Raw genomic sequence first — 25,444 nt, 5'->3', positions numbered from 1 at the left:
GGGATCAGTGCTGCTATCGAACAGTTGCGGTTCGCCCGACCCCTCTCCCGCACTATGCTGAGCGGTCATGATTGCACCGACCCGTCATTGGGGGCGCATGGCTCCGCCACCGCGCTCTCGTGAACCGAGCCGATGCTCGTCTCGGCCCTTCGGGCTTCGATCGCTTGCGCGCAGAGAAGAAGCTTCATGGCAAAAGCTCCAACGGATCAACCCCCAGCGCGTTCGCATATTTGCGAACCGATTCTATCGGCACTGCTGACCGCCCGGCCTCGATGTTGGCTATTTGCGAACGGCTAATCCCGACCGCCAAAGCCAGTTCATCTTGGCGCAGATTTTTCGCTTTCCGAGCGACGATAAGCATACCTCCGAAGCCAAGTTGTTCGGCGGTAATCTTTCCGGATCCTTCGCAATGTGGGCAGATCACGGTGCACAGACCTGCTGGTGGAAATCCTGCCAGCCAACGCGCTGCGCTTCTAGCCGCCGAGACCCATTCGGCCATCCATCAGCGCTGGGCATGGGCTCGCCCCGATCGGCGCTTTCCCAGCCGAAGCGATAGTCATCCGTTTCCTGAATTTCGATACGATGATTGCCGATTTTACTCATTATAATTCTCCTACGTCAGGGATCGAAGCGGGAACCGGCGAGACCGAAGGGCTCGACCCGCAGGGCGAGAGCCCGGCCCCGGAGGGGAGACGCCCATCCTCAGTCATGACACCCCTCCAAGGTGGGAGGAACAGCCTTGGCGATTGCGCGTTCAACGGCGGCAAGCTGCTCGAAAGAGATCGCGGCAAGCGCCTCGTGGGCGGCTTCCTCAGCGGAAGCCTGCCTCTCCCCGTCTGAGAACCTGCGTTCAGCAGATGTTTCACCACTGGTCACAAAATTCTGCATCACGTTGACGTAGGCCAAATATGCAGCGAGGAACGGCCTCAGCGCCTCCAGAAGCTCGGGAGCGGCGGCGATCAGGCGGGCGTTGGCCTCCGTTTCCCTCGCGACCTTCCGGCCCGCTCCTTCGAAGACAATGGATTCGGCATTCGGTCCCACAATCGACCAATCGTCAGATGGAGACAGGGCCTGATCCGGACCAGAGGTGTGGCGCACAATCTTCCAAGGCCCCGGCGTATGCCCATCAACACGGATTCCGGGTATTGTCTGGTCAACCATGATGAGACTCCGGGGTGGGGGAGGCTGCCGCGAGGACGACACGGATATCGTGCGCCAACTGATGGAAGCCGACAGGGATGCCGGTCGCGTTGCTGCTTTCGAGCGTGCGGCAGACGCTTTCCAAGCGACGAATGACGTCCGGGTCCACCGGCTCGTTCGGCGCGATCATGTCAGCCGCTCCGCCCGAAAGCCCTTGGCGTGATGCTCGCTCGGGCAGACCGTTGTGAGGTATCGATCCTCCCAAGCGCCATCTTCACCCTGAGCGATATCGACAGGACCGTCATTGCGCTTGGCGATCGTGCCAGCCTGACTGATGGCCGCGGCATCCGATGGCGCATATTTGAAGATCGACGCCAGCTCTTGGCCGCTTGGATCGAACGGGCGGAATTGATATAGACGATTACCCATGCTGAGCGCTCCATGCTCGTGTGGTGGGCCTCGATCGGTGCCAGCCGGTCGGGGCCTTTTTCGGGTAGCCATGAAAGCTTGGACGCCCGCACATTTCCGTGAGGAAATCGGCCGCGTTAGCCAAACTAAATGGCTGCTCTAAAGGGAATATTAGACGTCCGTCGGGCGCACCATTCCTAAAGAAATAGGTGAATGGCTGCGAAAGCAGAACAAGTCCCTGAGCCTCATGCAAAGCGGATATGACGATGCAGGCGGGCAAAACCCATCGGCGCATATTGATGGTCGTCACATCCGATACTCGGCGATCACCGGCCCGATATGGTTAAAGCCCTACGAATTTTACGGGTTGGAACTGTTCGCGTCGTCAGGGCTGCATGAACTTGCATGCATCCATCGCAGCCCAGGGGCGGAGTGTCGTTCGGGGAGTTGAACACGGTGAAATCTCAGTCGAAGCGGAATCGGCTGGTCAAAGGGGGCCGAGCACCTCGCGTATTTGAGGCGGTTGGAGATGGCGATGGAATTCGCGGACCAGAATCTGGACGTGGAAAGCGCATTTGGTACGTTGCGGGTGATCGTGACGGCAGAGGCGCTTTATGCGCTTTGGCGCGGCGGCAAGGGGCCGCAGGACCAGGCCGGCCTGATTGCGGAGCATCGCGATCTCATCGATTGGACGGCCGCGATGAAAGTCGAACTCGGCGATGTCGAGCCTGACGGCTCGATCCGCATCACCGAGAAGGACATGGAGATATAGAGCGATTTGTAGTTCGATGGAATCATCGAGCGAATCGAAAATTGTGTTAAAACAAATATCTAGAGCAGATGATCCGCTTCTGTTGGATCATCTGCTCTAGGGCATCCGATCGGCGAAGCGCCGGGATCCGTGTTTCGGCATGCTGCGCGGACAGCCAAGGTTCATCGTCTACCGGTTATGAGGCAGCGTTGCTCCCAGGGGCCGGTGTCCGAACAACGCCGGCCCCCATCGCAATCTCCCCTATTTTTGTGCGTCATATGCCATTGGCGGAGCCGGCCGACGGCCACGTCCTGATCCATATGTGCATATCGTCTCGCGTGACGGCGGCTCTGGGTGCGGGAGATGGAAGGCGACATGTCCGGTCGGGCATGGTACATTGCCGGCATCGCGCGAAGATCGCCCGCAAGCGTTCGTGTGGCAGAGAGACCAACGCGCTCCCGCTTGCCAGCAGTGGAGCGCCGTCCATGCAGGACCTCAACTATCTTTACATGCGCCTTCAGGTCTCCCTGATGCGTGCCGATGCGGCGAGTTGTTCGTCCAGCCGCGTTTCCCACAGCGCGCTTGCCCGCGCTTATGCCCGCCGCATCGACGCCGTTCGCGCCGAAGCGGGCGCACTCGACATCCTTCCTGCATAGGCTGGCGGGATCGATGACAACCGCGAAATTCTACACGGCGCGCGCCGACGATGCGAGGCGCGCCGCGCAAGACGCGACATTGGACAATGTCCGCGACAAATGCCTGTTGTCGGTCAGCGTATGGGAAACGCTCGCCGAGCGCGCGGAGCGCGTGGATACCGAACGCGTTGTTCGCGAGACGAGCGCGGAGCTTCGCAAGCTGCAGGGCCCGGACTGATCATTCTCGGGCGCATTGCAGTCCGTTCCGGCCCATGCGCATGAGAAAAAAAGCCCCCGGCCGCGTGGACCAGGGGCTGTATTTTCGCGATTGCAGATCAGAATTTGAAGCCGGCGGCGATGCCGTAGCGCCGCGGTTCCAGCGTGAAGATGTTCGTGAACAGACCCGATGACTGATCGGTCACATATTGGCCGGTGATCGCGCTGTTGTTGGTCAGATTCGCGACGAAACCACGCACGAACCAGCGATCGTCGACCCCGTTGAGCTGGATCTGGGCATTGATGATCGCATAGCCCTTCATCCGGTTGATATCGCCGCCGAAGATGCTGGCATAGGATTCACCGGTATAGGTGAGGTCCGCGCGCGGGACGAGCGACATGCCGTTGTTGAAGCGTGCGGTATACTGGATGCCGGCGGAGAATTTGTAGGTTGGCGCCTGGGGCAGCTGGTTGCCTTTCAGGTTGACCTCGACGCCGCTGCCCAGAACGGTGAAGGGCAGGGCGCCCGTCGGCACGCCGAACAGCGCACGGAGTGCGGCGGGCGGATTGGCGGCGGTCGATGCGAGCACGCTGCAGATCGAATAGGCACCGGTCGTGCCGGTTCCCGGGACGGGCGTCGGGGCGCGCAGGCCGATGCCCGAATTGACCGCGGCGACATAGGTGTTCACGCCGACCACGTTTCCGGCGGTGTTCGGAACGACCGCGCAGTTCGACGCATTCTGCAGATCCTTGATGATCACCGCGTCGGAACGCCCGCCCGACGGATTTCGCGGATCGGCGAGGAATTTGTCGTCGGACACCTTGGTGTGGAGATAGCTGGCGCCGAGATTGACGAGCAGGCTGCGGACCGGGCTGATCACGGCTTCCGCCTCAAGCCCGTAGATTTCGGCACTGACATTGTCGTTGACCGAGGTGCGGGCGACGATACGGCTGAGCTGCAGATTCTTGTACTTGTAGAAGAAGCCGGTGAGGTTGAGGCGCAGCGTCCCGTCGAGGAAGCTGTTCTTCGATCCGATCTCGAAAGAGTCGACCGTCTCGGGGCCGAAAGTGGTCGGTACCGCGAAGATCGGTGACAGCGGCGGATTGATGCCGCCCGATTTATAACCGCGCGAATAGGAGAAATAGATGAGATTGTCGTCGGTGATCTTGTAGTCGAGCACCGCGCGCCCGGTCAGCCGGCCGAATGTGACGCTGTCCTGGGCGAAGCTCTGAATGCCCGGCGTATTCGCGTCATAGTCGAGCGCGGCATAGTTGAGCGCGTCGGTCAGATTGTCCGAACCAAAGGGCACGGCGGCGAACTGCGCGTTCGAGTCCTGCAGGAAGGTGGTGCGCGCGCGGGCATATTTCTGGTCGTGATTATAGCGAACGCCGACCGTCAGCTTAAGCTTGTCGGTGAAATCGAAATAACCCTCTGCGAAGATGCCATATGATTTGAGACGGGTTTCTGCGGTGTCGCTGCGATAGAATGGCGTTCCGAAATAGGCGGCCCCGCCGGTGTTCGCCGCGCCGAGAATGCCCGCGGCATAGTCGAGGCCGAACGCGGTCACATAATAACCGTTATCGGTGGTCTTGCTGTCGACATAGATGCCGCCGAGCAGGAAGTTGAACATGCCGTCGAACTTGCTGTCGATATGCGCTTCGACCGAGAATTGCCGATTGGTGAGGATCGAACGATCGAAGTCGAGGCTGGTCGGATGGCAGCCGGCCGAATTGCCGCCATAGACGCCGACGCCGTTCGGATCGGCTGCGGACTGGCACACGCCACCCGCCGGGCCGTTGGGAATGAGCGCGCGACGGACGGGGTCGAGGAACGCGAATGGCGATCCGATGCCGGTGCGTCCCAGGGCATTGAGCTGGGCAAGGCCGGGATTGGTGGTCAGCGAATTCTCGATCGCGAGGTTGTAGTCGCTGGTCGAATCCACCCGGTTGTGAGTGTATCCGCCGGTCATCGTCAGGCTCAATTGCTCGCCCAGCGCCTGCTGAAGCCGCCCCATGATGTGATATTCTTCGGCGAAATAGGTCGGCTCATAGTCGATGTTGACCGTGCGCCGGTCGGGCAGGTTGACGGCGTTCGAGAAAGGGTCGGTGCCATAGATGCTGCCAAGCCCGAAGCGGGCGAGCGCGCCGCCCGAAGCTGCCGACGCCACGCCGAGAAACTCGTTCGAGCTCAGCAGCGCGGAGAGTGTCGCATTGCCGTTGGCGGTCTCATTGGCCAGCTTGTCGGGCAGGCAGCCCAGAACGCCTGTGGGATCGCGGTGGCAGAGCTGCTTCTGGATACGCGAGCGATTGTCCTTTTCGTGGAAATAATAACCGATCAGGTCGAGCGTCGTGTTCGACGAGGGTTCCCATCGGATCGTTCCGCGCAGCGCGTAGAGGTCGCGTCCGTCGATGTTGTTCCCGGTGGCGATGTTCTTCGTATAGCCGTCCCGGTTGACGTAATAACCGGCCAGGCGCACGCCGAGCGTCTCGCCGATCGGCACATTGACCATGCCGTTGACCTTGTAGCTCTCGTAATTGCCGTATTCGAAGCTGCCCGATGCGCCGAAGGCAGTCAGATCGGGCTTGGCGGTGATGAAATTGACCACGCCCGAGGTCGCATTGCGGCCGAACAGCGTGCCTTGCGGTCCACGCAGTACTTCGACGCGTTCGAGATCGAAATATTCGGTCTCGAACAGGCGCGTCGAAAGGAGCGGCATGTCGTTGACATGGATGCCGGTCGCCGAATCGCAGCTCGCGCCGACGCAGAGATCGCCGATGCCGCGGATGGTGAAGCTCGATGCGGTGAAATTGGTCTTGGTGAAGGTGACGTTGGGCAGGGTGAGCTGAAGGTCAGACGCATTGTCGATCTGCTGTTTCTCGAGCGCCTCCCCCGTGAAGGCGGAGACGGCGATCGGCACATCCTGCAACCGTTCGCTCTGGCGCTGTGCCGTCACGACGATATCGGGAATGCCCTCTTCGATGGTTTCGTCGGCCGGCGGTGCGGTGACTTGGGCTGTAGCGGGCGTAGCGAACACCAGTGCGATGGCCGATGCAGCAAGCAGATCGAGCTTCTTCATGTTGATATCCCCTCTTCCGATGACCCGTTTAAGGCCTGCCCCGCTATGTTCCGGGATCTGAGGGAAATGGTGCGCGCAACTTATTTTCGCGTCAACCAGTGATTTAGTGTCGAATCCTGCGACCTTGCGACACCTTCATTCGTCGTGTGAATATTGTATCTTGCCGGCTTGCCGTAACGGCAAGGCAGCCACAGCGGTGAAGCACTTGCACGCGGCGGTGGAATCTCTAATCCCGCGCTGGCACGCGATACGCGGAAAAAGAGGAGCTGCATGTGACGGACTCGGCCTCACCTGAGGATGGCGACATCGTTTCTTCGCCGCCCAAGATACCGGTGCCCGAGCATATCCAGGATGCCGTCCGCACGCTGATTCGCTGGGCGGGCGACGATCCGGAGCGCGAAGGGTTGATCGACACGCCGCAGCGCGTCGCGCGTGCCTGGCGGGAATATTGCCAGGGCTATGGCGAGGATCCGTCACATCATCTGTCACGCACCTTCGAAGAGGTCGGCGGCTATGACGAAGTGGTGCTGCTGAAGGACATCCCGTTCCAGTCGCATTGCGAACATCATATGGCGCCGATCATCGGTAAGGCCTCGATCGCCTATCTTCCCAATGATCGTGTGGTCGGCATCTCGAAGCTGGCGCGCGTGCTTCACGGTTTCGCCCGGCGGCTTCAGGTGCAGGAACGGCTGACCGCCGAAGTGGCCGACTGCATCTGGGAGCATCTCCATCCACAGGGGGTCGCGGTGGTGATCGAAGCCAGCCATGCCTGCATGACCGCGCGCGGCGTCCGTACGCCAGGGGTTGGGATGACGACCAGCCGCGTGATGGGCTGCTTCCGCGACGATGAACGCAGCCGCAAGGAAGTGCTCAGCCTGATGGGCTATTAGGGTGTGACCGTGTTCCGCTGCCGTCGGTGAAAGATCATTGTCATTCCAGCGGGGGCGCAGAGCGCCTCTAAAAGCCGGCCGTGCCGGTGAACAGCGTCTCGGTATTGCCCGCGATCCAGATCGCATCGGCATCGTCCCGCTCGACGAAGATCCGTCCGCTGCGGCCGATCGCCGTGCCTTGTGCCGCACGATAGCGTGCGCCAGCGCGGCCCGAGCCGATCAGCCATTGCGCGAGCGACGCGTTCAGGCTGCCGGTGATCGGATCCTCGACCAGCCCGCCATGCTGATCGCTGAAGATCGCGCGGACTTCCCAGCCGAGCGCACTGCCGGCGGGGTAGGGGCCGACCACGCCGATATCGGCGCGCTCGGGCCAGGCGCGCTGCGGGCGCAGCGCCAGCACTTCATCGGCGGATCCGAGCATGATGCCGAGCCAGCCGGGGCCATTGTCCACCCATTGGGCATCGATCACGGCCGCACGGTCGATCCCCAATATCGCGGCGGCGCGTTCGATATCGGCTTCGCTTGCCGGGCCGGACCGGATCAGTGGCGGCGCGGCGAATGCCAGCCCGTGTTCGGTGCGACGGATCGGGATCAATCCCGCCTCGCATTGCTGGACGATCATGTCGCCCCTGGCGGTGCCGCCGGCCTGAAGCCAGGCATGGCAGGTCCCGAGCGTCGGGTGCCCGGCAAATGCCAGCTCGCGGTCGAGCGTGAAGATCCGCACGCGATAGTCCGCGTCCGGCGATGACGGCGGCAACAGGAACGTCGTTTCCGACAGGTTCAGCCAGCGCGTGATCTGCTGCATCTCTTCGGTCGAAAGCCCGTCTCCGGACGCGATCACCGCCACCGGATTGCCCTTGAAGCGCTCTGCGCCGAACACGTCGACGAGCTGGAAGGATCTGGTCATGATCATGTGTTCCTTGTCTGTGCTCAGGTCAGGCGCGGCCGCAGGGTCGGTGCGGGGCGATGGTCCATCATCGTGAGGAAGAACTGCACCAGCGAACCGATGCTGAGCGTGAAGAGTACGGTGCCCAGCCCGACGGTGCCGCCGAACAGCCAGCCGCCGGCAAAGACGAGCAGCTCGATCGTGGTGCGGACGAGCCGGATGGACAGGCCGGTGCGCGCGACCAGGCCGGTCATCAGCCCGTCGCGCGGTCCGGGGCCGAAGCCCGCGCCGATATAGGCGGCGCTGGCAAGGCCGCACAGGACGATGCCGGCCGCCAGCATCGCGATGCGCGCCGGCAGCGCGGCGGGCGAAACGATCAGCGCGAGTGCCGCATCGCTGGCGATGCCGATCAGCAGCATGTTGCTGATCGTGCCCAGGCCTGGTCGCTGCCGCATCGGCAGCCAGAGCAGCATGACGATCGCCCCGACGATCAGGACGACGGTGCCGAAGCTCAGGCCGGTGTGCTTCGCCACGCCCTGATGGAGGACGCTCCACGGATCGAGGCCGAGATTGGACCGCAGCATCAGCGCGGATGCCAGGCCGTAAAGCATCAGGCCGACATAAAGCTGGATCAGGCGTCGAGTCATCATGCCATTGCGTCTGCGCTCGATTGGCCTTGTTTTGAATATCCACTTTCCGCATAATGGCCTGATGATACGCAGCATCGGTACGGCATCCTTGGTCCGCCAGCTCGGGCTCTGGCGCGGACAGGGCGGGGGCGCAGCCTATCGCCAGCTGGCCGACGGTGTGCGGCTGCTCATCCTTGACGGGCGATTGCCGGTCGGGGTCAGGATACCGGGTGAGCGCGATCTCGCCGCCGCGCTCGATGTCAGCCGCACGACGGTGACCGCCGCTTTCGGGCAGTTGCGCGACGAGGGATATCTCGACAGCCGGCAGGGATCGGGCAGCCATACCAGCCTTCCCGATCGTCGCGCGATCCGGCCCGAGGCCGAAGCGGGAGATGTCGAGGCCGGGATCGTCGATCTCGCGGTCGCCGCATTGCCGGCGACCGATACCGTCCATCACGCCTATCGCATCGCGCTGGAGAGGCTGCCGCGTCATCTGCCCGGCCATGGCTATGAGCGGGTCGGGCTGAAGGAGTTGCGCGTGGTGATCGCCGATCGCTACACGCGCCGCGGCTGCCCGACATCGCCCGACCAGATCCTGGTGACGCACGGTGCACTCCATGGCTTCGGGCTGCTGCTCCGGCTGCTTGCGGGGCCTGGCGATCGCATCGTCGTCGATCATCCGACCTATCCCCATGCCATTGATGCGATCCAGCAGGCATCGTGTCGCGCGGTCCCCGTCGGTCTGCCCGAACGTGGCTGGGACGCTGATGCGATCGAGGCGGCGTTTCGCCAGACCGGACCGCGTCTTGCCTATCTGCTCGCCGATTTCCACAATCCGACCGGGCGCTGCATGGATACGGAAACGCGCGCCAGGATTGCCGATATGGCGGCCCGGACCCAGACGGTGCTGGTTGTCGATGAGACGATGGTCGATCTGTGGCTCGACGGGCCGCCGCCGGCACCGATGGCGGCGCATGACCGGGCCGGGTGCGTGGTGACGCTTGGATCGACTGGCAAAAGCTTCTGGGGCGGCCTCAGGATCGGCTGGGTGCGTGCCGAGCCACGGATGATCGAAGGGTTGGCGCGGGTGCGCGCCGCTCAGGATCTGGGCACGCCGGTGCTAGAACAGCTTGCCGCCGCCGTGCTGCTTGCCGATGATGGCGGCGATCTCGATGCGCGGCGGGCCAGGGTGCGAGAGCAGAGGGCGCGGCTGATATCGTTGGTCGGGGACTATCTGCCCGATTGGACAGTCAAGTCGCCACCCGGCGGATTGTCGCTCTGGGCCGAACTGCCGGTACCGGGAAGCACGGCGCTCGCCGCGACGTCGGAGATTTACGGCGTGCGGATCGGTGCGGGGCCGCGTTTCGGCGTTGACGGATCGTTCGAACGCTTCGTCCGCCTGCCCTTTGCGTTGCCGGAGGATATGCTCGAATCCGGGATCGAACGGCTGACCCGCGCCTGGGCTTCGCTGAGGCCGGCATCGCGCGCGATCCGACGGGATGGCGCCGTCCAGAGCTTCGCGCAGGTCTACTGAGCCGAAGCGCTCATGGCTCTGAAATAGAATGACCCTGAAACAGAAAAACCGCCCGGTCGCGAAACCGGGCGGCTTTCTGTTGGTCGAAACCGGTGGATCAGGCCTCGGCCTGCTCCTCGTCGGCCGGAGCCGATGCGATCTCGCCCGGCTCGGCGTTCGGATCGAACTCTTCGGTGAAACCCGATTCGTCCTTTTCGAACATCGCGGTCATGACGTCGACGCCCTGAGCCTGAAGCTCGGCCTCTTCAGGCGAGCGGGCGACATTGACCTTGATGGTCACGGCCACTTCGGGGTGGAGCGCGATCTTCACGGTCTCGACGCCGATCGCCTTGATCGGCTTGTCGAGGACGACCATCGCCTTGGTCAGCTTGGCACCGTCGGCTCCAAGAGCCTCGATGATGTCGCGGACCGAAACCGAACCGTAAAGCTGGCCGGTGTTCGATGCCTGACGGATGAGCGTGACGCTCTTGCCGTCGATATCCTTCGAAGACGTCTGGGCTTCGGTCCGCCGCGTGGCGTTGTCGGCCTCGATGCGTTCGCGATTGGCCTCGAAGACCTTGCGGTTCGCTTCGTTGGCGCGCAGCGCCTTCTTGCGAGGGAGGAGGAAATTGCGTGCGAAACCGTCCTTGACGGTGACGACGTCACCGATCTGACCGAGCTTCTCGACGCGTTCGAGCAGGATCACTTGCATTGCTCAGGTGCTCCTTACTTCACGATATAGGGAAGAAGCCCGATGTGACGGGCGCGCTTGATCGCCTTGGCGAGTTCGCGCTGCTTCTTGGCGGAAACCGCGGTGATGCGGCTGGGAACGATCTTGCCGCGCTCGGACACGAAGCCCTGGAGCAGACGAACGTCCTTATAGTCGATCCGTGGCGCGTCCTTCGCGGAGAAGGGGCAGCTCTTGCGGCGGCGGAAAAATGGGCGTGCCATGATGCGGGCTCCTTATTCGGCGTCTTCGCGGCGGGGACGGTCTTCGCGGTCGCCACGGGGGCGGTCACCACGATCGCCGCGATCACCACGCGAACGTTCGCGGTCGCGGTCACCCTTGCGCATCATCACCGACGGGCCGGCTTCGTGCGCATCGACCTTGACGGTCATGTAGCGGATGACGTCTTCGTTGATCGCGGTCTGACGCTCGAGCTCGGCGACGACGCCTGCGGGGGCATCGATCTCGAGCAGCACATAATGCGCCTTGCGGTTCTTCGAGATCTTGTAGGCAATGTTGCGGAGGCCCCAGGTCTCGGTCTTGACGACCTTGCCCTCGTTATCCTCAACGATCTTGGTGGCGATTTCCGCCAGCGCGTCCACTTGCGCCTGAGCCAGATCCTGGCGCGCAAGGAACACGTGCTCGTAAAGAGCCATGTCCGTTTCCTTCGTTGGCCGATCGCTGACGCCGCACCATGCGGACGCCCCTCCGGCTATCGTCTCAAATGCAAACCAGGGCGGAAAGACGTGCCTTCCACCCCGGATGCGCGGCCATTGGCGCAAAAGCAGCCGGATTGCAAGCCCGGAGTGGCGGGGATCGGGGCCCGATCGATCGGGGACGGCGGCTCAATCGACCGCGGCGGTCGCCGTTTCGGTATTGCGCCGCGACAGCTTGTGCTCGCGCCAGACGATGTAAAGGCCGCTCGCGATGATCAGCGGCGCGCCCAGCCATGTGGATGCGGTCGGCAGCACGCCGAACAACAGCCAGCCGTAAAGCGTCGCCCAGATCAGGCTGGAATAATCCATCGGCACCACCGTCGAGACCGGCGCCCAGCGTAGCGCCGACGTCAGCGCCATCTGTCCCAGCCCGCCGATCATGCCGATGCCCGCCAGCAGCGCCCAGGTGGCGGGGTCATGCGCACGCGCGAAAAAGGGATAGGCCAGGCCCAGTATCGGCACTGACAACAGGGAGAACCAGAAGACGGTCGTCGTGGGGGACTCCGTCCTGCCGAGTTCACGGATCTGGATGCTGATCAACGCGACCATGAAGGCGGCGAACAGCCCGACGGCTGCGCCATAGAGCGGAAAATGGCCGTCGCCCGGTTGCACGACCAGAAGCACGCCGACAAAACCGATCAGGACGGCGGACCAGCGATGCAGGCCGGCCACCTCTTTCAGCAGCAGCGTGGACAGGATGGTCGCAAAGATCGGCACGGTAAACTGGAGCGTCGTCGCCTCGGCGAGCGGGAGCAGGATGACCGCGCCGAAATTCGCGACCATGCCGATCAGGCCGAACGCCGTGCGCGTCGTATGCCTGCCGATCCTTGTCGTCTTGAGCGACGACAGGCCCGGTCCGGCCAGGACGAAGATGAGGACGATCGGCACCGCGAAGAGCTGGCGGAAGAACAGCGTTTCCGCCAATTCGACGCCGCGCATCGATGCGAGCTTGATCAGTGCGCCCATGGTGGCGAGGCAGGCGATGGCGGCCAGGCGCAGACCGAGCGCATAGAGCGGGCGTTGCGCGCTGTGCTCGATCGAAGGCATGTCCGGGCCTTGAAGCATTTGGCGGTGTGAACACAACCGTCATTACCGCAAATGCCGGAAACGCTTTCGCAGCAGACGCGAAGTGCGTTAAGGGCGGCGCTCTTTCGGACAGTTACAAGGCAGTATCGTGAAGCACGCCCTCAACGTCACCCGCGCGCAGGATTTTGCCGCCTGGTATCAAGCCGTCGTCGCCGAGGCCGATCTGGCCGAGGATAGCGGCGTGCGCGGTTGCATGGTCATGCGGCCCTGGGGGTATGGCATCTGGGAACGGATCCAGCGGCTGCTCGACGATCGCATCCGCGCCGCCGGCTACGACAATTGCTATTTCCCGCTGTTCATCCCGCTTTCCTATTTCGAGAAGGAAGCCGAGCATGTGGAGGGCTTCGCCAAGGAGATGGCGGTCGTCACCCATCATCGCCTGGTCGGGGACGGCAAGGGCGGGCTGATGCCCGATCCCACCGCGAAGCTGGAGGAGCCGCTGGTCGTGCGTCCGACCAGCGAGACGGTGATCGGCACCGCATTCTCGCGCTGGGTGCAGAGCTGGCGCGACCTGCCGGTGCAGATCAACCAATGGGCGAACATCGTCCGCTGGGAGATGCGCACGCGCATGTTCCTGCGCACCGCCGAATTCCTCTGGCAGGAAGGGCACGCCGCCTATGCGTCGGCCGAACAGGCGCGTGAGGAGACGTTGAAGGCGCTCGAAATGTATCGCAGCTTTGCCGAGGATTGCGTCGCGCTGCCCGTCGTTGCGGGCGAGAAGCCGGAGAATGAGCGCTTCCCCGGCGCCGTCGCGACCTATTCGATCGAAGCGATGATGCAGGACGGCAAGGCGCTGCAGGCCGGCACCAGCCATTTCCTCGGCACCAATTTCGCGTCCGCACAGAATATCCGCTTCCAGAACAGCGAAGGCGCGCAGGAGCTGGCCAACACGATCAGCTGGGGCATGTCGACCCGGATGATCGGCGGACTGATCATGGTGCATGGCGACGACGACGGGCTGCGCGTGCCGCCGCGCGTGGCGCCCTGGCAGGTCGTGATCGTGCCGATGCTGCGCGAGACCGACGAGGACGCCGCGATCCTCGATTATTGCAAGGCGCTTGCCGGTGATCTGAATGCGCTTTCCGCCTTCGGCGAACCGGTGCGTGCGCTGGTCGACGTCAAAGCGACCAAGGCAAGCGCCAAGCGCTGGGGCTGGGTGAAGAAGGGCGCGCCGCTGATCGTCGAGGTCGGCCCGCGCGATATCGCATCGGGCAATGTCGCGGTGCTGCGGCGCGACCGGCTCTATGGCGAGGGCGGCAAGCTGGCATCGGCATTCGTGCCGCGCGCCGAATTTGTCGGCCAGGCGGCGGGCCTGCTCGAAGAGATCCAGGCGGCGCTTCACGGTGAAGCCAGGGCGCGGCTCGAGTCCAATATCGAACGCGGCATCGCCGATTTCGCCGGGCTCGAAGCGTTCTTCAGCGGCAAGGGGCAATTCCCCGGCTGGGTCGAAATACAGTGGAGCCGCCCGACCGGTGCCGCGCTCGATGGTGTGGTCGAGCGGCTGAAGGCGCTCAAGCTCACCATCCGCAATACGCCGCTGGATGCCGCGGCGGCCGACGGCGCCTGTATCTTCACCGGCGAGCCGGCAGTGGAGCGGATCCTGATTGGGCGGTCTTACTGAGCCGCCCGATCGAGTCTGCCAGCCTGAAGCGTCATTCCGGCGAGCGCCGGGATGACGGCCTATTCTCATGTCAATGAAGGGTGTTAAGGCCCGAGGTCCCGGCCGCATTCCGGCGGCCAGGATCGATCCGGATCGGCGGTCAGATCGAGCAGGAACATCTCGCCCGACCGTGCACCATCGGCCTGCGAGAAGAGCAGCCGGTCGCCGCGCGGTGACAATGAAGGGCTGACCTGGAACACATCGTCCCTGGCAGGGATGCGGCCTGCATCGACCCAGCGTTCGCCATCGCGTGCGTAGCGGTAGAGATGCGACCGGCCCTCGCGGTCGGCGACGACCACCATGGTTCGTCCGTCACGCGACATTTCGGCTTCATATTCATGCGCGGTCGTGTTCACCGGCGCGCCGAGATTGGCGACCGTCCAGCGTCCGGCCGGATCCTGCGTCGCCGCATAGATATCGCCCTTGCCGAGGCCGCCAGGGCGATCCGAGCCGAAGATCAGCCGCCCCTGGGCATCGATCCGCGGCAACAATTCGCTGCTCGTGGAATTGACGGGGGCGGGCAATCTTCGGGGTGTGCTCCAACCGCCGTCCGCCCGGCGATCGACCGACCAGATATCGAAATCGGTCCGATCCGATGTGTGAAGCGCCGAGATATAATAGACGCTTTTGCCGTCGGGTGTGACGAAGGGATCGGCTTCGTCCACGCCCGGTACGGCGAAGGCGGCGGGTGCCGGCTTGCTCCAGTGCCCGTCGATGCAGCGCGAATGCTGGATGCGATAGCTGTCGAAGCCCGCATCGGCGGCGATATAGAACAGATCCCGGCCGTCAGGGCTGAAGCTCGGTGCCGCTTCATAGCCGGAGGTCGAGATCGCCTCGGGAGTCCAGCGCTGCGCCGTGCCATATTCGTCCGCATCGGCCGAACAGGCTGTCGCCAGCACAACAGCCGAAGCCAGTAATCGCATCCGGATCATCGACGATCTCCCCCAAGGCTTGGCAAGCCGGTCTGCCGGATTATGCTGATCCCGAAACCGCGCGCCACCGTCCGATCGACGGTCCGGACGACAGAATGGCGGTGGGAGAGCGGATGGATTCGATCGACAGGCAGATCATCGCGCAATTGCGCGCCAATGCGCGGCTGCCGCTCAAGACGATCGCGGCGAATGTCGGGCTGGCGCGAAGCTCGGTCCGCGAACGGATATCCAGGCTGGAGACATCGGGCGTGCTGCTTGGTTACCATGCCCGCGTCGCGGATCCGGGGCGGATCTCGGCGATCCTCCATCTCCGCCTCGCGAAGACGCCGGGGCCAGTCACCGTTGCCGCGATCGTCGCGATGGCCGAGGTCGGCCGCTGCTATTCGCTGAGCGGGGAGATCGACCTGATGGTCGAGATCGACGCGGCCGATGCGACGGCGCTCAACGCGGCGCGCGACCGGATCGCGAATCTGCCCGATGTCGTCGACACGATCACGGCGTTCATCCTGAAACGCGACAAGGACGCCTGAAAGCCGCTGCGATCACGCTGCCGCGATCGCCTCGATCTCCAGCAGCCAGGCCTCGTCATAGATGCCGGTGATGATGATGGTGAGTGCGGGCGAATGCGCACCCAATATCTCCTTGCGGATGCGCGCATTCTCGGCGCGTTGGGTGCGGTCCGACAGGAAGATCGTCACCTTGACCAGATCGGCGATCGCCATCCCGGCGGCGCGGAGCTGCGCTTCGACATTGCGCCATGCCAGCCGGCACTGGTCGGTGAAGCCGTCGGGGACCTGACCATCGTCATCTTCGGGAACCTGTCCGCTCACGAACAGCAGCCGGGCTGGCGCTTCCACGAGATGGGCCTGCGCATAGGCATGGCCGGTGGGATTGATCGGCAGGTTGGGCATGGCGGGGGCCGCTTTCGAAAGCGCTGGCAGGGCAAGCCCGCCGAGCAGCACGTTGCAGGCCGTGCGACGGCTAAGGACCTGGGCGACGGCCATGTCGCATCTATCGACGGTGTGTCGCCAAGGTCCATCGTCCGATCGGCGGCTGACCCGCCACTATGGCGGACCGGCGGTTTCGAACCGGGCCAGGCCCCCGCCATAAGATACCCGCCATAAGACGACGGCTACGAAATATTGTTGCCGGGGTCGGCGCCACGGTCGCGGCGCATCCAGAGGAACAGAAACGTCGCTGCGATGATCAGCGTGATGAAGATAACGATTGCTTCAGCGGTGTTCATGCCGGTGCCCCATCTACCTTGCTTGGGCATTGAGCCTAACGGACGACCGGTTAACGAGTCTTAACGCTGTTTTCCCAATAAACTGTGAATGCGCTTCGATCTGCCTCGGACATATGCAGGCCGAGCTTGCTGCGCCGCGTCAGGCAATCCTCGGGCGTCCGTGCCCATTCGCGATCGCGCATCCAGCGTGCCTCGATCTCGGTGAAGCCGGCGCCGAAAGCCTGACCCATGCCTTTCTCGTCCGCGACGTCCGCCAGCATCTCGTGCAGCAACAGGCCGTAGCTGGCTGCCATGCGCGCGGCACGCGCCTCACCCAGAAAGGGCCAGCGCGCCTGGACCTCGCGCTGGAATTGCTCGGGATCGGCGATGGCGCCGCCGGGAAACACCCGCGCGCGCGTCACCGGATGCGGCGCCAGATCGATCGACGGCGCGAGCTTTTCGATCGCTTCCTCCGCCAGATGGCGTGCGGTGGTGATCTTGCCGCCAAAGACCGAAAGCAAGGGCGGGCCCGCATCGTCGAGTTCGAGCACATAGTCGCGGGTGACTGCCTTGCTCTCCGACGCGCCGTCGTCATAGAGCGGCCGCACGCCCGACCAGGTCGAGACGATGTCGGATTCCGCGATTTCCCGGGTGAAGTACCGATTGGCCGAGGCGATCAGATAGGCGGTTTCGCCCGCGTCGATCCGCGCATCCTCCGGCGCATCCACCGCGATGTCGGTGGTGCCGATCATCGTGAAATCGCCGAGATAGGGAATGGCGAAGACGATCCGGCGGTCGGGCTGTTGCAGCATATAGGCATGGTCGCCGTCATAAAGGCGCGGCACCACGATATGGCTGCCCTTGATCAGCCGGATATGCGCCTCGGTGTTGGTGCCGAGCGTGGCGAGCGTGCTGGCGACCCACGGGCCGGCGGCGTTGACCAGCGCTCTGGCCTGAACCGTGCGGCCGTCCGAAAGCTCGGCCGACCAGCCGGTGTCGGTGCGGCGGGCGGCAAGTAGCGCGGTGCGCGTGGCGATCTCGGCACCGGCATCGGCCGCATCCATCGCGTTGAACAGTGTCAGGCGCGCATCGTCGACGCGGCAGTCGGAATAGACGAAACCCTTCGCCTTGTGCTTCAGCGGCGCATTATAGGCGGTATCGCGCGGCGACAGGCCGCGCGAGCGCGGCAGGCTGATCCGGCCGCCGATCCAGTCGTAGAGCAGCAAGCCGAGGCGGACGAGCAGCCAGGGTCGGACGGCATTTTCGTGCGGCAGGACGAAGCGCATCGGCCGGATGATGTGCGGCGCCGCCTTCAGCAGCAATTCGCGTTCCTTCAGCGCTTCGCGGACCAGCCCGAATTCATAATATTCCAGATAGCGCAGCCCGCCGTGGATCAGCTTGGTCGACGCGGACGACGTGTGGGCGGCAAGATCGTCCTTTTCGACGAGCAGGACCGACAGGCCATTGAGCGCGGCTTCGCGCGCGATCGCGCAGCCGTTGATGCCGCCGCCGATGATGAGAAGGTCCAGAGTCATCCGCTTTAGCATAGCGGCCCGTTCTCCCGGCGAAAGCACCTTTCTGTCAGCGCTGTCATAAAAACCGTTTCCGCTGGGGGCAATGTGACGGGGTGACGCTGCCTCCGGCAATCTCTATCTCTGGTGTCATGATAAAAAAGAAGAACCAGGTCGGCTTTCCCAGTCGCGACCAGATCATGAAATTCATCGTCGATTCCGACCAGCCCGCGGGCAAGCGCGAGATCGCCAAGGCCTTCGGGCTGAAGGGGCAGGAAAAGATCCAGCTCAAGGCGCTGCTCAAGGACATGGGCGATGAAGGGCTGATCGACAGCGCCCCCGGCCGCGCATTCCACATCATGGGCGGCGTGCCCAAGGTGACGGTGCTGCGCATCGTCGATGTCGATGAGGATGGCCAGGCATGGGCCGTTCCCGAACGCTGGGAGGCCGAGGGCCCCGAGCCGCGCCTGCGCGTCAGGGAAAAGAGCCGCAAGGGCGCATTGGGCATAGGCGATCGCGTGCTCGCACGGACCGAGGAGGCCGGCAAGGGCTGGATCGCGCATCCGTTGAAGCAGCTCGCCAAGGGCAGCGAATTGATGATGGGCGTCCTCCATGACGAGGGCGGGCGGCTGTGGCTCAAGGGGCTCGAGAAGAAGGAGCGGCGCGACATGCCCGTGTCCGACGCGGGCGACGCCGAGGCCGGCGATCTGGTGCTGGCCGAGAAGACCGGCCGGCCGCCCCGCATCACCGCGCGCGTCACGCAGCGGCTGGGCGATCCGTTCGAGCCGCGCAGCTTCTCGCTGATCGCGATTCACAAGCTCGGCATCCCGCATGTCTTCGGAGATGAAGTGCTGGACGAGGCGAAGCGTGTCGCGAAGCTCGATCTCGGCAAGGGGCGTGAGGATCTGCGCCATCTGCCGATCGTCGCGATCGATCCGGCGGATGCGCGCGACCATGACGACGCGGTCTGGGCAGCCCCGGACGACGACCCCAAGAATCCCGGCGGGTGGAAAGCGATCGTCGCGATCGCCGATGTCAGCTTCTATGTCCGCCCCGGCTCGGCGCTCGACCGCGAGGCGAAACGGCGCGGCAACAGCGTCTATTTCCCAGACCGGGTGGTGCCGATGCTGCCCGAGATCCTCTCGGCCGATGTCTGCTCGCTCAAGGCGGGCGAGGATCGCGCGGCGATGGCCTGCCATCTCGTCATCGCGAAGGACGGCACGATCAAGACCTGGCGTTTCACCCGCGCGGTCGTGCGGCTGGAAGCCAATATCGCCTATGAGGATGCGCAGGCGGCGATCGACGGGAAGCTCGATCACCCGCTGACAGAAACCGCGCTCAGGCCGCTCTGGGCCTGCTGGAAGGCCTTGTTCGAAGCAAGGGAGAAGCGTGCGCCGCTCGACCTCGATCTGCCCGAACGCAAGATCTCGCTCGACGAGAAGGGGCGGATCCTGTCGGTCGCGCCGCGCGAACGGCTCGATGCGCACAAGCTGATCGAGGATTATATGATCGCGGCCAACGTCGCCGCAGCCAAGGCGCTCGAAGCGAAGAAGGCGCCGGTGATGTACCGGGTCCACGAGCCGCCGGCGCGCGAGAAGCTGGTGGCGCTCAAGGACTATCTCAAGACGTTCGGGCTCGAATTCGCGCTCGGCCAGGTGATCCGGCCCGACACCTTCAATCACGTGATCCGCCGCGTCGGCGAATCCGACTTCAAGCCGCAGGTGATGGAGCAGATCCTGCGCACCCAGACCCAAGCCTATTATGCGCCGATGAACCAGGGGCATTTCGGGCTGGCGCTGGGCAGCTATGCGCATTTCACCTCGCCGATCCGCCGCTATTCCGATCTCGTCGTCCACCGCGCCCTGGTTGCGGCCTATGCGCTGGGCGACGGCGCGCTGAGCGGCGACGAGGCGGCGACGATGGAGCGGACGGGCGAGCATATCAGCCTGCTCGAACGCCGCGCGATGGAGGCGGAACGCGACACCACGGACCGCTATGTCGCCGCCTATCTCAGCGAAAAGGTCGGCGAACTGCTCGATGTCCGGATCACCGGCGTCCAGAATTTCGGTTTCTTCGCGACGGTCGAGGGGCTGGGCGGCGACGGGCTGGTGCCGGTACGCGATCTCGGCGGCGAATATTTCCGTTATGACGAAGCGATGCACAGCCTGACGGGCGAGGATAGCGAGACCGTCTATTCGTCGGGAATGCGCCTGAAGCTGAGGCTGGCGGAGGCCAATCCGGTCAACGGCGCGCTGCGCTTCGAATTGCCCGAGGGCAAGGGCGCGCTGCCGCCACGCCAGCAGCGCGTGATCAAGCGGCGCGGCCGGCCGGCGAATATCCGGCACCAGGGGAAGCGGCGCTGAAGCTAGCCCTGCCGGGCCGGGCGGGTTATTGATGCGCGCATGATCTCGACGGGAGCAATCCATGCAATTTGAGCGTCGACAACTGATATTGGGCGCAGCGGGCGCACTCGTCGCGGGATATGCGCGCAGCCCGTTATCGGCCGCCGATACGGTCGCATTGCCCTTCGCCAATGGCGAACGTCCGCTGGTCGCCTATCCCGGCAAGCGACCGCTGATCCGGCTGACCGCACGCCCGCCGCAGCTCGAAACGCCGTTCTCGGTGTTCGGCGAGGGTGCGATCACCCCCAACGACGCCTTTTTCGTGCGCTATCATCTCGCCGACATTCCACTCGAGATCGACGTCGATGCCTATCGGCTCGCCGTGGGCGGGCATGTCGAGCGCCCCTTGTCGCTGTCGCTGGCCGAGCTCAGGCGCATGGACACGGTCGAGCTCGTCGCGGTCAATCAATGTTCGGGCAACAGCCGCGGTTTCATGGAACCGCGCGTCGGCGGCGGCCAGCTCGGCAATGGCGCGATGGGGTGCGCGCGCTGGCGCGGCGTGCCGCTCAAGGCGGTGCTCGAACGGGCAGGGGTGAAGCCTGGCGCGCGCCAGGTGACGTTCAACGGGCTCGACAATCCGCTGACGCCCGAGACCGCCGATTTCGTCAAGGCGCTCGATGCCGATCACGCGCTCGATGGCGAAGTGATGCTTGCCTGGGCGATGAATGGCGCGGACCTGCCTTTCCTCAACGGGTTTCCGCTGCGGCTGGTCGTGCCGGGCCGCTTCGGCACCTATTGGGTCAAGCATCTCAGCGAGATCATGGTGCTCGATCAGCCGTTCGACGGCTATTGGATGAAGACCGCCTATCGCATCCCCGACAATGATTGCGCCTGCGTGCCGCCGGGCGGCAAGCCCGACGCGACCGTGCCGATCGGCCGCTTCAATGTCCGATCCTTCGTCACCAGCCATGCCGACGGTGCGGCGGTCGCGGCGGGGCGGTCCGTCGCGCTGAAGGGTATCGCGTTCGATGGCGGCAACGGGATCGCCGATGTCGCGATCTCCACCGATGGCGGACAGAGCTGGGCCGGGACGATGCTGGGCGAGGATCTCGGCCGCTATGCGTTTCGCGAATGGCGGGCGCGGGTGACGCTGGCTGCGGGCAGCCATATATTGATGGTGCGCGCGACCAGCCGGAGCGGGGAGGTCCAGCCGATGGAGCCACGATGGAATCCGCCCGGCTATATGCGCAACGTGGTCGAGCGTCTGACGGTGAAGGCGTCATGAGGCGAACCGTTCGGATCGCCGCGGCGCTCGCGCTGATGATCTCGGGCGCCGCCGCCGCAAAGGTCGTGACCTATGCGCTGCCCGACGAACCCGAAGTCGCGCTTCCGCCCGGTCCCGGCGCCGATCTGGTCGCGGCGCAATGCGCGGCGTGCCACTCGCTCGACTATATCCAGACCCAGCCCCGCGGAAAGGGCAAGCCGTTCTGGGACGCCGCGGTGACCAAGATGGTCAAGATCTACGGCGCGCCCGTCACGCCCGAGGATGGCGCCGCGATTTCCGCCTATCTCGCCGAGCATTATTGAGGGCGGGCCGCCGGTCGAGCCCGCCTGCGCCGGACCGCGGCCGAAACCGTTCGTCGATGGATGATGCCGTTTGGCCGAAACGCCCCCATATGCGCATTCTTTGCAGTTGACATGATATATAGTCACATTAGGAGGGCGGCGACTCCCCGGGAGACGTCATGAAAACCTCGCTTTCCTTCCTCGCCATCCTTCTCGCCACCACCTCGGTCTCGGCCCATGCCGCGGACGACGACCAGCAGCAGCATGGCGATCATAGTGACTCGCCCGACATCGTCATCACCGCGCTTCAGCGCAATCGCGACGACCTGCTTTCGGGCACCTCGGTGCTTTCCGGCAGCGATCTCGCCGCATCGCGCGCATCGAGCCTGGGTGAGACGCTCGCAAAGCTTCCCGGCGTCACCGCGACGTCGTTCGGCCCGGCGGCCTCGCGCCCGATCCTGCGCGGCCTTCAGGCCGATCGTATCCGCGTGCTCATCGACGGAATCGGCAGCTTCGATGCGTCGTCCTCGTCGGTCGACCATGCGGTCGCGATCAATCCGCTGACGGCGGAGCGGATCGAGGTGCTGCGCGGCCCCTCGGCACTGCTTTACGGATCTTCGGCGATCGGCGGCGTGGTGAGCGTCGTCGACAATCGCATCCCGCGCCGCGTGCCCGATGAAGCGATCCATCTCCATGTCGATGCCGATTATGCCAGCGCCGCCGAGGAGCGCCGCACGGCCGGGGCCGCCGATATTTCGCTGGGCGGCGGTTTCGTCGCGCATTTCGACGGAAGCTGGTCCAAGTCCGATGATCTGCGCACCGGCGGATATCTGCTGAGCCGCGCATTGCGTGAGGAGGCGGCTGCCTCGTCCAACGCGGAAATCCGCGAACTCGCCGATCTGAAGGGCAGGCTGCCCAACACCGCGACCAAATCGACCGAGGCCGCCGTCGGCATCGCCTATATCGGCAGCGGCGGCAATATCGGCATTTCGGCCTCGCGCCTCGACAATCGCTATGGCGTGCCGATCCGCTTCTCGCTCGATCCGGAGATCGAAGCCGAAGCACCGACGCTCGACGTTCGCCAATATCGCTTCGATCTGCGCGCAGAGATCACGCCGGCATCGGGTTTCCTCGACGCCATCCGCCTGCGCGCCGGTCATGGCGATTATCGCCATTTCGAAATCGAGGACACTGGCGAGATCGCCACCCGCTTCTTCAACAAGGGGATCGAGGGACGCCTGGAATTCTCGCAGCGGCGCCAGGGGGCCTGGAGCGGCGCGTTCGGCGCCCAGATCCTGACGCGCGATTTCCGCGTGGTTGGGGAGGAGGCATTCCTGCCGCCGACCAGCACCGAGCAGGGCGGCATCTTCACCGTGCAGAATTTCGATTTCGGCAAGTTCCGCGCCGAAATCGGCGGCCGCTACGAACATAGCAAGGTGCTGGCCAAGGCGAGCGATCAGCTCGGCACGCCCGAGGCGGAGCGCAGCTTCGACACCTTCACCGCATCGATCGGCGGCCTTTACGAGATCGTCGAGGGTGTCCGGCTGGGCGTCAACCTGACGCATAGCGAGCGCGCGCCGACCGCCGAGGAACTGTTCGCCAATGGTCCGCATCTGGCGACCCAGGCCTTCGAACTCGGCGATCCGAGCTTCGGAAAGGAGAAGAGCAACGGCGTCGAGGGCCTGATCCGTGCACGCTTCGGCGGCGCCAGCATCGAGATTTCGGCCTATTACAATGATTTCTCGAACTTCATCTACCAGACGCCGACCGGCGATGTGGAGGATGATCTTCCCGTCTATGCCTTCGCATCGGCGGGTGCGCGCCAATATGGCTTCGAGGCGGAAGCGAATGTGACGCTCGCGGATCTGGGCACGGGCAAGATCGTCGGCGATGCCGTGCTGGACTATGTCCGCGTCAAGATCGACGGGCAGGGGCCGGCCCCGTTCATTCCCCCATTCCGCGTGCTCGGCGGCCTCGAATATCAATCCGATCCGATCATTGGCCGGATCGAGGTCGAACGTGTCGCCAAGCAGGATCGCATCGCCGCGTTCGAGACGGTCACGCCGGGCTATACCATGACCAATGCGCGGATCGAATGGCGCCCCAAGGGGCCGGACGGTTTCCTGTCGCTGCGGCTGGCCGCCAACAACATCTTCGATGTCGAAGCGCGTCGCCACAGCTCGTTCCTGGCGGACTATGCGCCGCTGGCGGGCCGCGACATCCGCGTCGGCGCGAGCATCCGGTTCTGACCTTAGGCGGGCGCTTCCCTGGATGGTCTGATAATTTATAAATTACAGATACTTAGTTGTTGTCGTCATTCCGGCGAAAGCCGGAATCTCACTTCCTGTTCACCGTCCGCACAAAGAGAAGTGAGATCCCGGCTTTCGCCGGGATGACGGACAAGACAGAATGCGTGATTGCCCTCCCCTGGCTGGGGAGGGCTTATTGCGAGTCACCCTCTCAATCCCTATCTCCGGTCTCGTTCAATCGGGGATTCTCTGAAGATATGACCGCTACCCATTCCACCCGCATGCTGATCCTCGGCTCGGGACCCGCGGGGCTTTCCGCCGCGATCTACGGCGCGCGCGCCGGCCTTTCGCCGATCGTCGTGCAGGGCATGCAGCCGGGCGGCCAACTCACCATCACCACCGATGTCGAGAATTATCCGGGCTTCCGCGAGGTCATCCAGGGCCCGTGGCTGATGGATGAGATGCAGGCACAGGCCGAGCATGTCGGCACGCAGTTCGTCTACGACCAGATCGTCGATGTCGATCTGTCGGAACGGCCGTTCCGGCTCACCGGCGATGGCGGCAAGGTCTATATCGCCGATACTCTGGTGATCGCGACCGGCGCCCAGGCCAAATGGCTCGGCCTGGAAAGCGAGCATCTGCTCCAGGGCAAGGGCGTGTCCGCCTGCGCAACCTGTGACGGCTTCTTCTATCGCGGCAAGAAGGTCGTGGTGATCGGTGGCGGCAACACCGCGGTCGAGGAGGCTTTGTACCTGACCAATCACAGCCATGACGTAACGCTGATCCATCGCCGCGATTCATTGCGTGCGGAAAAGATCCTCCAGAAGCGACTGTTCGCGCACCCGAATATCAAGATCCTGTGGAACAAGGGTGTCGAGCGCTTCGTCGGCGGCGGCAACCCCGAAGGGTTGGTCGGCGTCGACCTGGTCGATACCGTCACCGGCGAGAAAAGCCATGTCGAGACCGACGGCGCGTTCGTCGCGATCGGCCACAGCCCGGCGACCGAGCTGTTCCAGGGCAAGCTGGAACTCGACGAGGGCTATCTGGTGGTCGAGAAAGGCACCAGCCGCACAGCGATTCCGGGGGTTTTCGCGGCCGGTGACGTCACCGACAAAATCTATCGCCAGGCGGTGACGGCCGCCGGCATGGGTTGCATGGCCGCGCTCGACGCCGAGAAATTCCTCGCCGAAGCCGATTTCGAAGTCGAGAGCGAAGTGGAAGTCGCCTAAGAGCATTTCCTAGTCAGGCGATCTCACCTGACGACTCGGGAAATGCGGAAAACAAA

General features: G+C 64.0%; 27 protein-coding genes. 12 read left to right on the top strand and 15 right to left on the bottom strand.

Annotated features, from left to right (window positions below):
• Positions 1-184: 184 nt before the first annotated feature.
• The 5 genes from AC3WN8_RS21715 to AC3WN8_RS21695 all read right to left on the bottom strand — a co-directional run bounded on the left by AC3WN8_RS21715 (position 185) and on the right by AC3WN8_RS21695 (position 1,569).
• Entirely contained in the window at positions 185-361 is a 177-nt protein-coding gene (locus AC3WN8_RS21715) for a helix-turn-helix domain-containing protein (RefSeq protein ID WP_492671574.1), read from the bottom strand.
• Positions 362-420: 59 nt separating this feature from the next.
• Entirely contained in the window at positions 421-603 is a 183-nt protein-coding gene (locus tag AC3WN8_RS21710) for a hypothetical protein (RefSeq protein ID WP_492671573.1), read from the bottom strand.
• Positions 604-702: 99 nt separating this feature from the next.
• Entirely contained in the window at positions 703-1,161 is a 459-nt protein-coding gene (locus AC3WN8_RS21705) for an XkdD/Y8K6 family phage-associated protein (RefSeq protein ID WP_492671572.1), read from the bottom strand.
• On the bottom strand, positions 1,154-1,330 hold the full coding sequence (locus tag AC3WN8_RS21700) for a hypothetical protein (protein ID WP_492671571.1): 177 nt from the start codon (positions 1,328-1,330) through the stop codon (positions 1,154-1,156). Before AC3WN8_RS21700 ends, AC3WN8_RS21705 begins: the two co-directional genes overlap by 8 nt.
• Positions 1,327-1,569: a hypothetical protein gene (locus AC3WN8_RS21695; protein WP_492671570.1), complete on the bottom strand. Its 243-nt coding sequence runs from the start codon at positions 1,567-1,569 to the stop codon at positions 1,327-1,329. The genes AC3WN8_RS21700 and AC3WN8_RS21695 overlap by 4 nt, the downstream gene beginning before the upstream one ends.
• Before the next feature lie 514 nt (positions 1,570-2,083).
• Between AC3WN8_RS21695 and AC3WN8_RS21690 the strand changes: the two genes are divergently transcribed.
• From AC3WN8_RS21690 to AC3WN8_RS21680, 3 genes are all read left to right on the top strand, one after another.
• Positions 2,084-2,320 (top strand): hypothetical protein, encoded by a 237-nt coding sequence (locus tag AC3WN8_RS21690; RefSeq protein WP_492671569.1) that lies wholly within the window; start codon positions 2,084-2,086, stop codon positions 2,318-2,320.
• A 464-nt stretch (positions 2,321-2,784) separates the two neighbouring features.
• The gene (locus AC3WN8_RS21685; RefSeq protein WP_492671568.1) at positions 2,785-2,955 is read left to right on the top strand and encodes a hypothetical protein; all 171 of its coding nucleotides are present in this window, start codon (positions 2,785-2,787) and stop codon (positions 2,953-2,955) included.
• A 13-nt stretch (positions 2,956-2,968) separates the two neighbouring features.
• Positions 2,969-3,172, top strand: coding sequence for a hypothetical protein (locus AC3WN8_RS21680; protein WP_492671567.1), 204 nt, complete (start codon positions 2,969-2,971; stop codon positions 3,170-3,172).
• Positions 3,173-3,269: 97 nt separating this feature from the next.
• Here AC3WN8_RS21680 and AC3WN8_RS21675 read toward each other — a convergent pair whose 3' ends face one another.
• On the bottom strand, positions 3,270-6,227 hold the full coding sequence (locus AC3WN8_RS21675) for a TonB-dependent receptor domain-containing protein (RefSeq protein WP_492671566.1): 2,958 nt from the start codon (positions 6,225-6,227) through the stop codon (positions 3,270-3,272).
• A gap of 272 nt (positions 6,228-6,499) precedes the next feature.
• On the opposite strand from AC3WN8_RS21675, the gene folE reads away from it, so the two are divergent.
• On the top strand, positions 6,500-7,117 hold the full coding sequence (gene folE / locus AC3WN8_RS21670) for a GTP cyclohydrolase I FolE (protein ID WP_492671565.1): 618 nt from the start codon (positions 6,500-6,502) through the stop codon (positions 7,115-7,117).
• Positions 7,118-7,184: 67 nt separating this feature from the next.
• Here folE and AC3WN8_RS21665 read toward each other — a convergent pair whose 3' ends face one another.
• Complete coding sequence (locus AC3WN8_RS21665) at positions 7,185-8,024, bottom strand: PhzF family phenazine biosynthesis protein (RefSeq protein ID WP_492671564.1); 840 nt, start codon at positions 8,022-8,024, stop codon at positions 7,185-7,187.
• A 23-nt stretch (positions 8,025-8,047) separates the two neighbouring features.
• Entirely contained in the window at positions 8,048-8,653 is a 606-nt protein-coding gene (gene yczE, locus AC3WN8_RS21660) for a membrane protein YczE (RefSeq protein WP_492671563.1), read from the bottom strand.
• Between the two features lie 61 nt (positions 8,654-8,714).
• Here yczE and yczR point away from each other — a divergent pair, with 61 nt between their 5' ends.
• Entirely contained in the window at positions 8,715-10,166 is a 1,452-nt protein-coding gene (yczR, locus tag AC3WN8_RS21655) for a MocR-like transcription factor YczR (protein ID WP_492671562.1), read from the top strand.
• A 97-nt stretch (positions 10,167-10,263) separates the two neighbouring features.
• Here yczR and rplI read toward each other — a convergent pair whose 3' ends face one another.
• The 4 genes from rplI to AC3WN8_RS21635 all read right to left on the bottom strand — a co-directional run bounded on the left by rplI (position 10,264) and on the right by AC3WN8_RS21635 (position 12,635).
• The gene (gene rplI, locus AC3WN8_RS21650) at positions 10,264-10,857 is read right to left on the bottom strand and encodes a 50S ribosomal protein L9 (protein WP_492671561.1); all 594 of its coding nucleotides are present in this window, start codon (positions 10,855-10,857) and stop codon (positions 10,264-10,266) included.
• 14 nt (positions 10,858-10,871) lie between these two features.
• Positions 10,872-11,096, bottom strand: a complete 225-nt coding sequence (rpsR, locus tag AC3WN8_RS21645; protein ID WP_010125005.1) for a 30S ribosomal protein S18 — start codon at positions 11,094-11,096, stop codon at positions 10,872-10,874.
• A gap of 12 nt (positions 11,097-11,108) precedes the next feature.
• Complete coding sequence (gene rpsF / locus AC3WN8_RS21640) at positions 11,109-11,528, bottom strand: 30S ribosomal protein S6 (protein WP_492671560.1); 420 nt, start codon at positions 11,526-11,528, stop codon at positions 11,109-11,111.
• A 189-nt stretch (positions 11,529-11,717) separates the two neighbouring features.
• The gene (locus AC3WN8_RS21635) at positions 11,718-12,635 is read right to left on the bottom strand and encodes a DMT family transporter (protein WP_492671559.1); all 918 of its coding nucleotides are present in this window, start codon (positions 12,633-12,635) and stop codon (positions 11,718-11,720) included.
• A 124-nt stretch (positions 12,636-12,759) separates the two neighbouring features.
• Between AC3WN8_RS21635 and AC3WN8_RS21630 the strand changes: the two genes are divergently transcribed.
• Positions 12,760-14,295: an aminoacyl--tRNA ligase-related protein gene (locus tag AC3WN8_RS21630; RefSeq protein WP_492671599.1), complete on the top strand. Its 1,536-nt coding sequence runs from the start codon at positions 12,760-12,762 to the stop codon at positions 14,293-14,295.
• 83 nt (positions 14,296-14,378) lie between these two features.
• Here the strand turns inward: AC3WN8_RS21630 and AC3WN8_RS21625 are convergent, their stop codons facing one another.
• Positions 14,379-15,266: a TolB family protein gene (locus tag AC3WN8_RS21625; protein ID WP_492671558.1), complete on the bottom strand. Its 888-nt coding sequence runs from the start codon at positions 15,264-15,266 to the stop codon at positions 14,379-14,381.
• Between the two features lie 113 nt (positions 15,267-15,379).
• Here AC3WN8_RS21625 and AC3WN8_RS21620 point away from each other — a divergent pair, with 113 nt between their 5' ends.
• Positions 15,380-15,796, top strand: a complete 417-nt coding sequence (locus tag AC3WN8_RS21620) for an Lrp/AsnC family transcriptional regulator (RefSeq protein WP_492671557.1) — start codon at positions 15,380-15,382, stop codon at positions 15,794-15,796.
• A 12-nt stretch (positions 15,797-15,808) separates the two neighbouring features.
• On the opposite strand, the gene AC3WN8_RS21615 is transcribed toward AC3WN8_RS21620, so the two are convergent.
• Both AC3WN8_RS21615 and glpD read right to left on the bottom strand, forming a co-directional pair.
• Positions 15,809-16,270: a RidA family protein gene (locus AC3WN8_RS21615; protein WP_492671556.1), complete on the bottom strand. Its 462-nt coding sequence runs from the start codon at positions 16,268-16,270 to the stop codon at positions 15,809-15,811.
• A 292-nt stretch (positions 16,271-16,562) separates the two neighbouring features.
• The gene (gene glpD, locus AC3WN8_RS21610; RefSeq protein ID WP_492671555.1) at positions 16,563-18,026 is read right to left on the bottom strand and encodes a glycerol-3-phosphate dehydrogenase; all 1,464 of its coding nucleotides are present in this window, start codon (positions 18,024-18,026) and stop codon (positions 16,563-16,565) included.
• A gap of 128 nt (positions 18,027-18,154) precedes the next feature.
• On the opposite strand from glpD, the gene AC3WN8_RS21605 reads away from it, so the two are divergent.
• From AC3WN8_RS21605 to trxB, 5 genes are all read left to right on the top strand, one after another.
• Positions 18,155-20,365: a ribonuclease R family protein gene (locus tag AC3WN8_RS21605; RefSeq protein WP_492671554.1), complete on the top strand. Its 2,211-nt coding sequence runs from the start codon at positions 18,155-18,157 to the stop codon at positions 20,363-20,365.
• A gap of 61 nt (positions 20,366-20,426) precedes the next feature.
• Positions 20,427-21,629 (top strand): SorA family sulfite dehydrogenase catalytic subunit, encoded by a 1,203-nt coding sequence (sorA, locus tag AC3WN8_RS21600; protein WP_492671553.1) that lies wholly within the window; start codon positions 20,427-20,429, stop codon positions 21,627-21,629.
• On the top strand, positions 21,626-21,931 hold the full coding sequence (gene sorB, locus AC3WN8_RS21595; protein ID WP_492671552.1) for a SorB family sulfite dehydrogenase c-type cytochrome subunit: 306 nt from the start codon (positions 21,626-21,628) through the stop codon (positions 21,929-21,931). The genes sorA and sorB overlap by 4 nt, the downstream gene beginning before the upstream one ends.
• 158 nt (positions 21,932-22,089) lie before the next feature.
• Positions 22,090-24,159 carry a TonB-dependent receptor gene (locus AC3WN8_RS21590; protein ID WP_492671551.1) on the top strand — a complete coding sequence of 690 codons (2,070 nt, stop codon included), beginning with the start codon at positions 22,090-22,092 and terminating at the stop codon, positions 24,157-24,159.
• Between the two features lie 257 nt (positions 24,160-24,416).
• Entirely contained in the window at positions 24,417-25,388 is a 972-nt protein-coding gene (gene trxB, locus AC3WN8_RS21585; RefSeq protein WP_492671550.1) for a thioredoxin-disulfide reductase, read from the top strand.
• The last annotated feature ends 56 nt before the right edge of the window (positions 25,389-25,444 follow it).

The sequence above is a fragment of the Sphingobium sp. FW305-3-2-15-F-TSA7 genome, from assembly GCF_058787155.1.
The sequence above is the reverse complement of the archived record's forward strand: the minus strand, read 5'-3'. Positions and strand labels throughout refer to the sequence as shown.

Coding starts and splice junctions, on each gene's coding strand:
- AC3WN8_RS21695 (WP_492671570.1), bottom strand. CDS start 1,569: ATGGGTAATCGTCTATATCAATTCCGCCCGTTCGATCCAAGCGGCCAA.
- AC3WN8_RS21620 (WP_492671557.1), top strand. CDS start 15,380: ATGGATTCGATCGACAGGCAGATCATCGCGCAATTGCGCGCCAATGCG.
- glpD (WP_492671555.1), bottom strand. CDS start 18,026: ATGACTCTGGACCTTCTCATCATCGGCGGCGGCATCAACGGCTGCGCG.
- AC3WN8_RS21665 (WP_492671564.1), bottom strand. CDS start 8,024: ATGACCAGATCCTTCCAGCTCGTCGACGTGTTCGGCGCAGAGCGCTTC.
- AC3WN8_RS21710 (WP_492671573.1), bottom strand. CDS start 603: ATGAGTAAAATCGGCAATCATCGTATCGAAATTCAGGAAACGGATGAC.
- AC3WN8_RS21635 (WP_492671559.1), bottom strand. CDS start 12,635: ATGCCTTCGATCGAGCACAGCGCGCAACGCCCGCTCTATGCGCTCGGT.
- yczR (WP_492671562.1), top strand. CDS start 8,715: ATGATACGCAGCATCGGTACGGCATCCTTGGTCCGCCAGCTCGGGCTC.
- AC3WN8_RS21675 (WP_492671566.1), bottom strand. CDS start 6,227: ATGAAGAAGCTCGATCTGCTTGCTGCATCGGCCATCGCACTGGTGTTC.
- AC3WN8_RS21680 (WP_492671567.1), top strand. CDS start 2,969: ATGACAACCGCGAAATTCTACACGGCGCGCGCCGACGATGCGAGGCGC.
- AC3WN8_RS21690 (WP_492671569.1), top strand. CDS start 2,084: ATGGAATTCGCGGACCAGAATCTGGACGTGGAAAGCGCATTTGGTACG.
- sorA (WP_492671553.1), top strand. CDS start 20,427: ATGCAATTTGAGCGTCGACAACTGATATTGGGCGCAGCGGGCGCACTC.
- AC3WN8_RS21715 (WP_492671574.1), bottom strand. CDS start 361: ATGCTTATCGTCGCTCGGAAAGCGAAAAATCTGCGCCAAGATGAACTG.
- AC3WN8_RS21705 (WP_492671572.1), bottom strand. CDS start 1,161: ATGGTTGACCAGACAATACCCGGAATCCGTGTTGATGGGCATACGCCG.
- AC3WN8_RS21625 (WP_492671558.1), bottom strand. CDS start 15,266: ATGATCCGGATGCGATTACTGGCTTCGGCTGTTGTGCTGGCGACAGCC.
- yczE (WP_492671563.1), bottom strand. CDS start 8,653: ATGATGACTCGACGCCTGATCCAGCTTTATGTCGGCCTGATGCTTTAC.
- trxB (WP_492671550.1), top strand. CDS start 24,417: ATGACCGCTACCCATTCCACCCGCATGCTGATCCTCGGCTCGGGACCC.
- AC3WN8_RS21685 (WP_492671568.1), top strand. CDS start 2,785: ATGCAGGACCTCAACTATCTTTACATGCGCCTTCAGGTCTCCCTGATG.
- rpsF (WP_492671560.1), bottom strand. CDS start 11,528: ATGGCTCTTTACGAGCACGTGTTCCTTGCGCGCCAGGATCTGGCTCAG.
- sorB (WP_492671552.1), top strand. CDS start 21,626: ATGAGGCGAACCGTTCGGATCGCCGCGGCGCTCGCGCTGATGATCTCG.
- rplI (WP_492671561.1), bottom strand. CDS start 10,857: ATGCAAGTGATCCTGCTCGAACGCGTCGAGAAGCTCGGTCAGATCGGT.
- AC3WN8_RS21615 (WP_492671556.1), bottom strand. CDS start 16,270: ATGGCCGTCGCCCAGGTCCTTAGCCGTCGCACGGCCTGCAACGTGCTG.
- AC3WN8_RS21590 (WP_492671551.1), top strand. CDS start 22,090: ATGAAAACCTCGCTTTCCTTCCTCGCCATCCTTCTCGCCACCACCTCG.
- rpsR (WP_010125005.1), bottom strand. CDS start 11,096: ATGGCACGCCCATTTTTCCGCCGCCGCAAGAGCTGCCCCTTCTCCGCG.
- AC3WN8_RS21700 (WP_492671571.1), bottom strand. CDS start 1,330: ATGATCGCGCCGAACGAGCCGGTGGACCCGGACGTCATTCGTCGCTTG.
- AC3WN8_RS21605 (WP_492671554.1), top strand. CDS start 18,155: ATGATAAAAAAGAAGAACCAGGTCGGCTTTCCCAGTCGCGACCAGATC.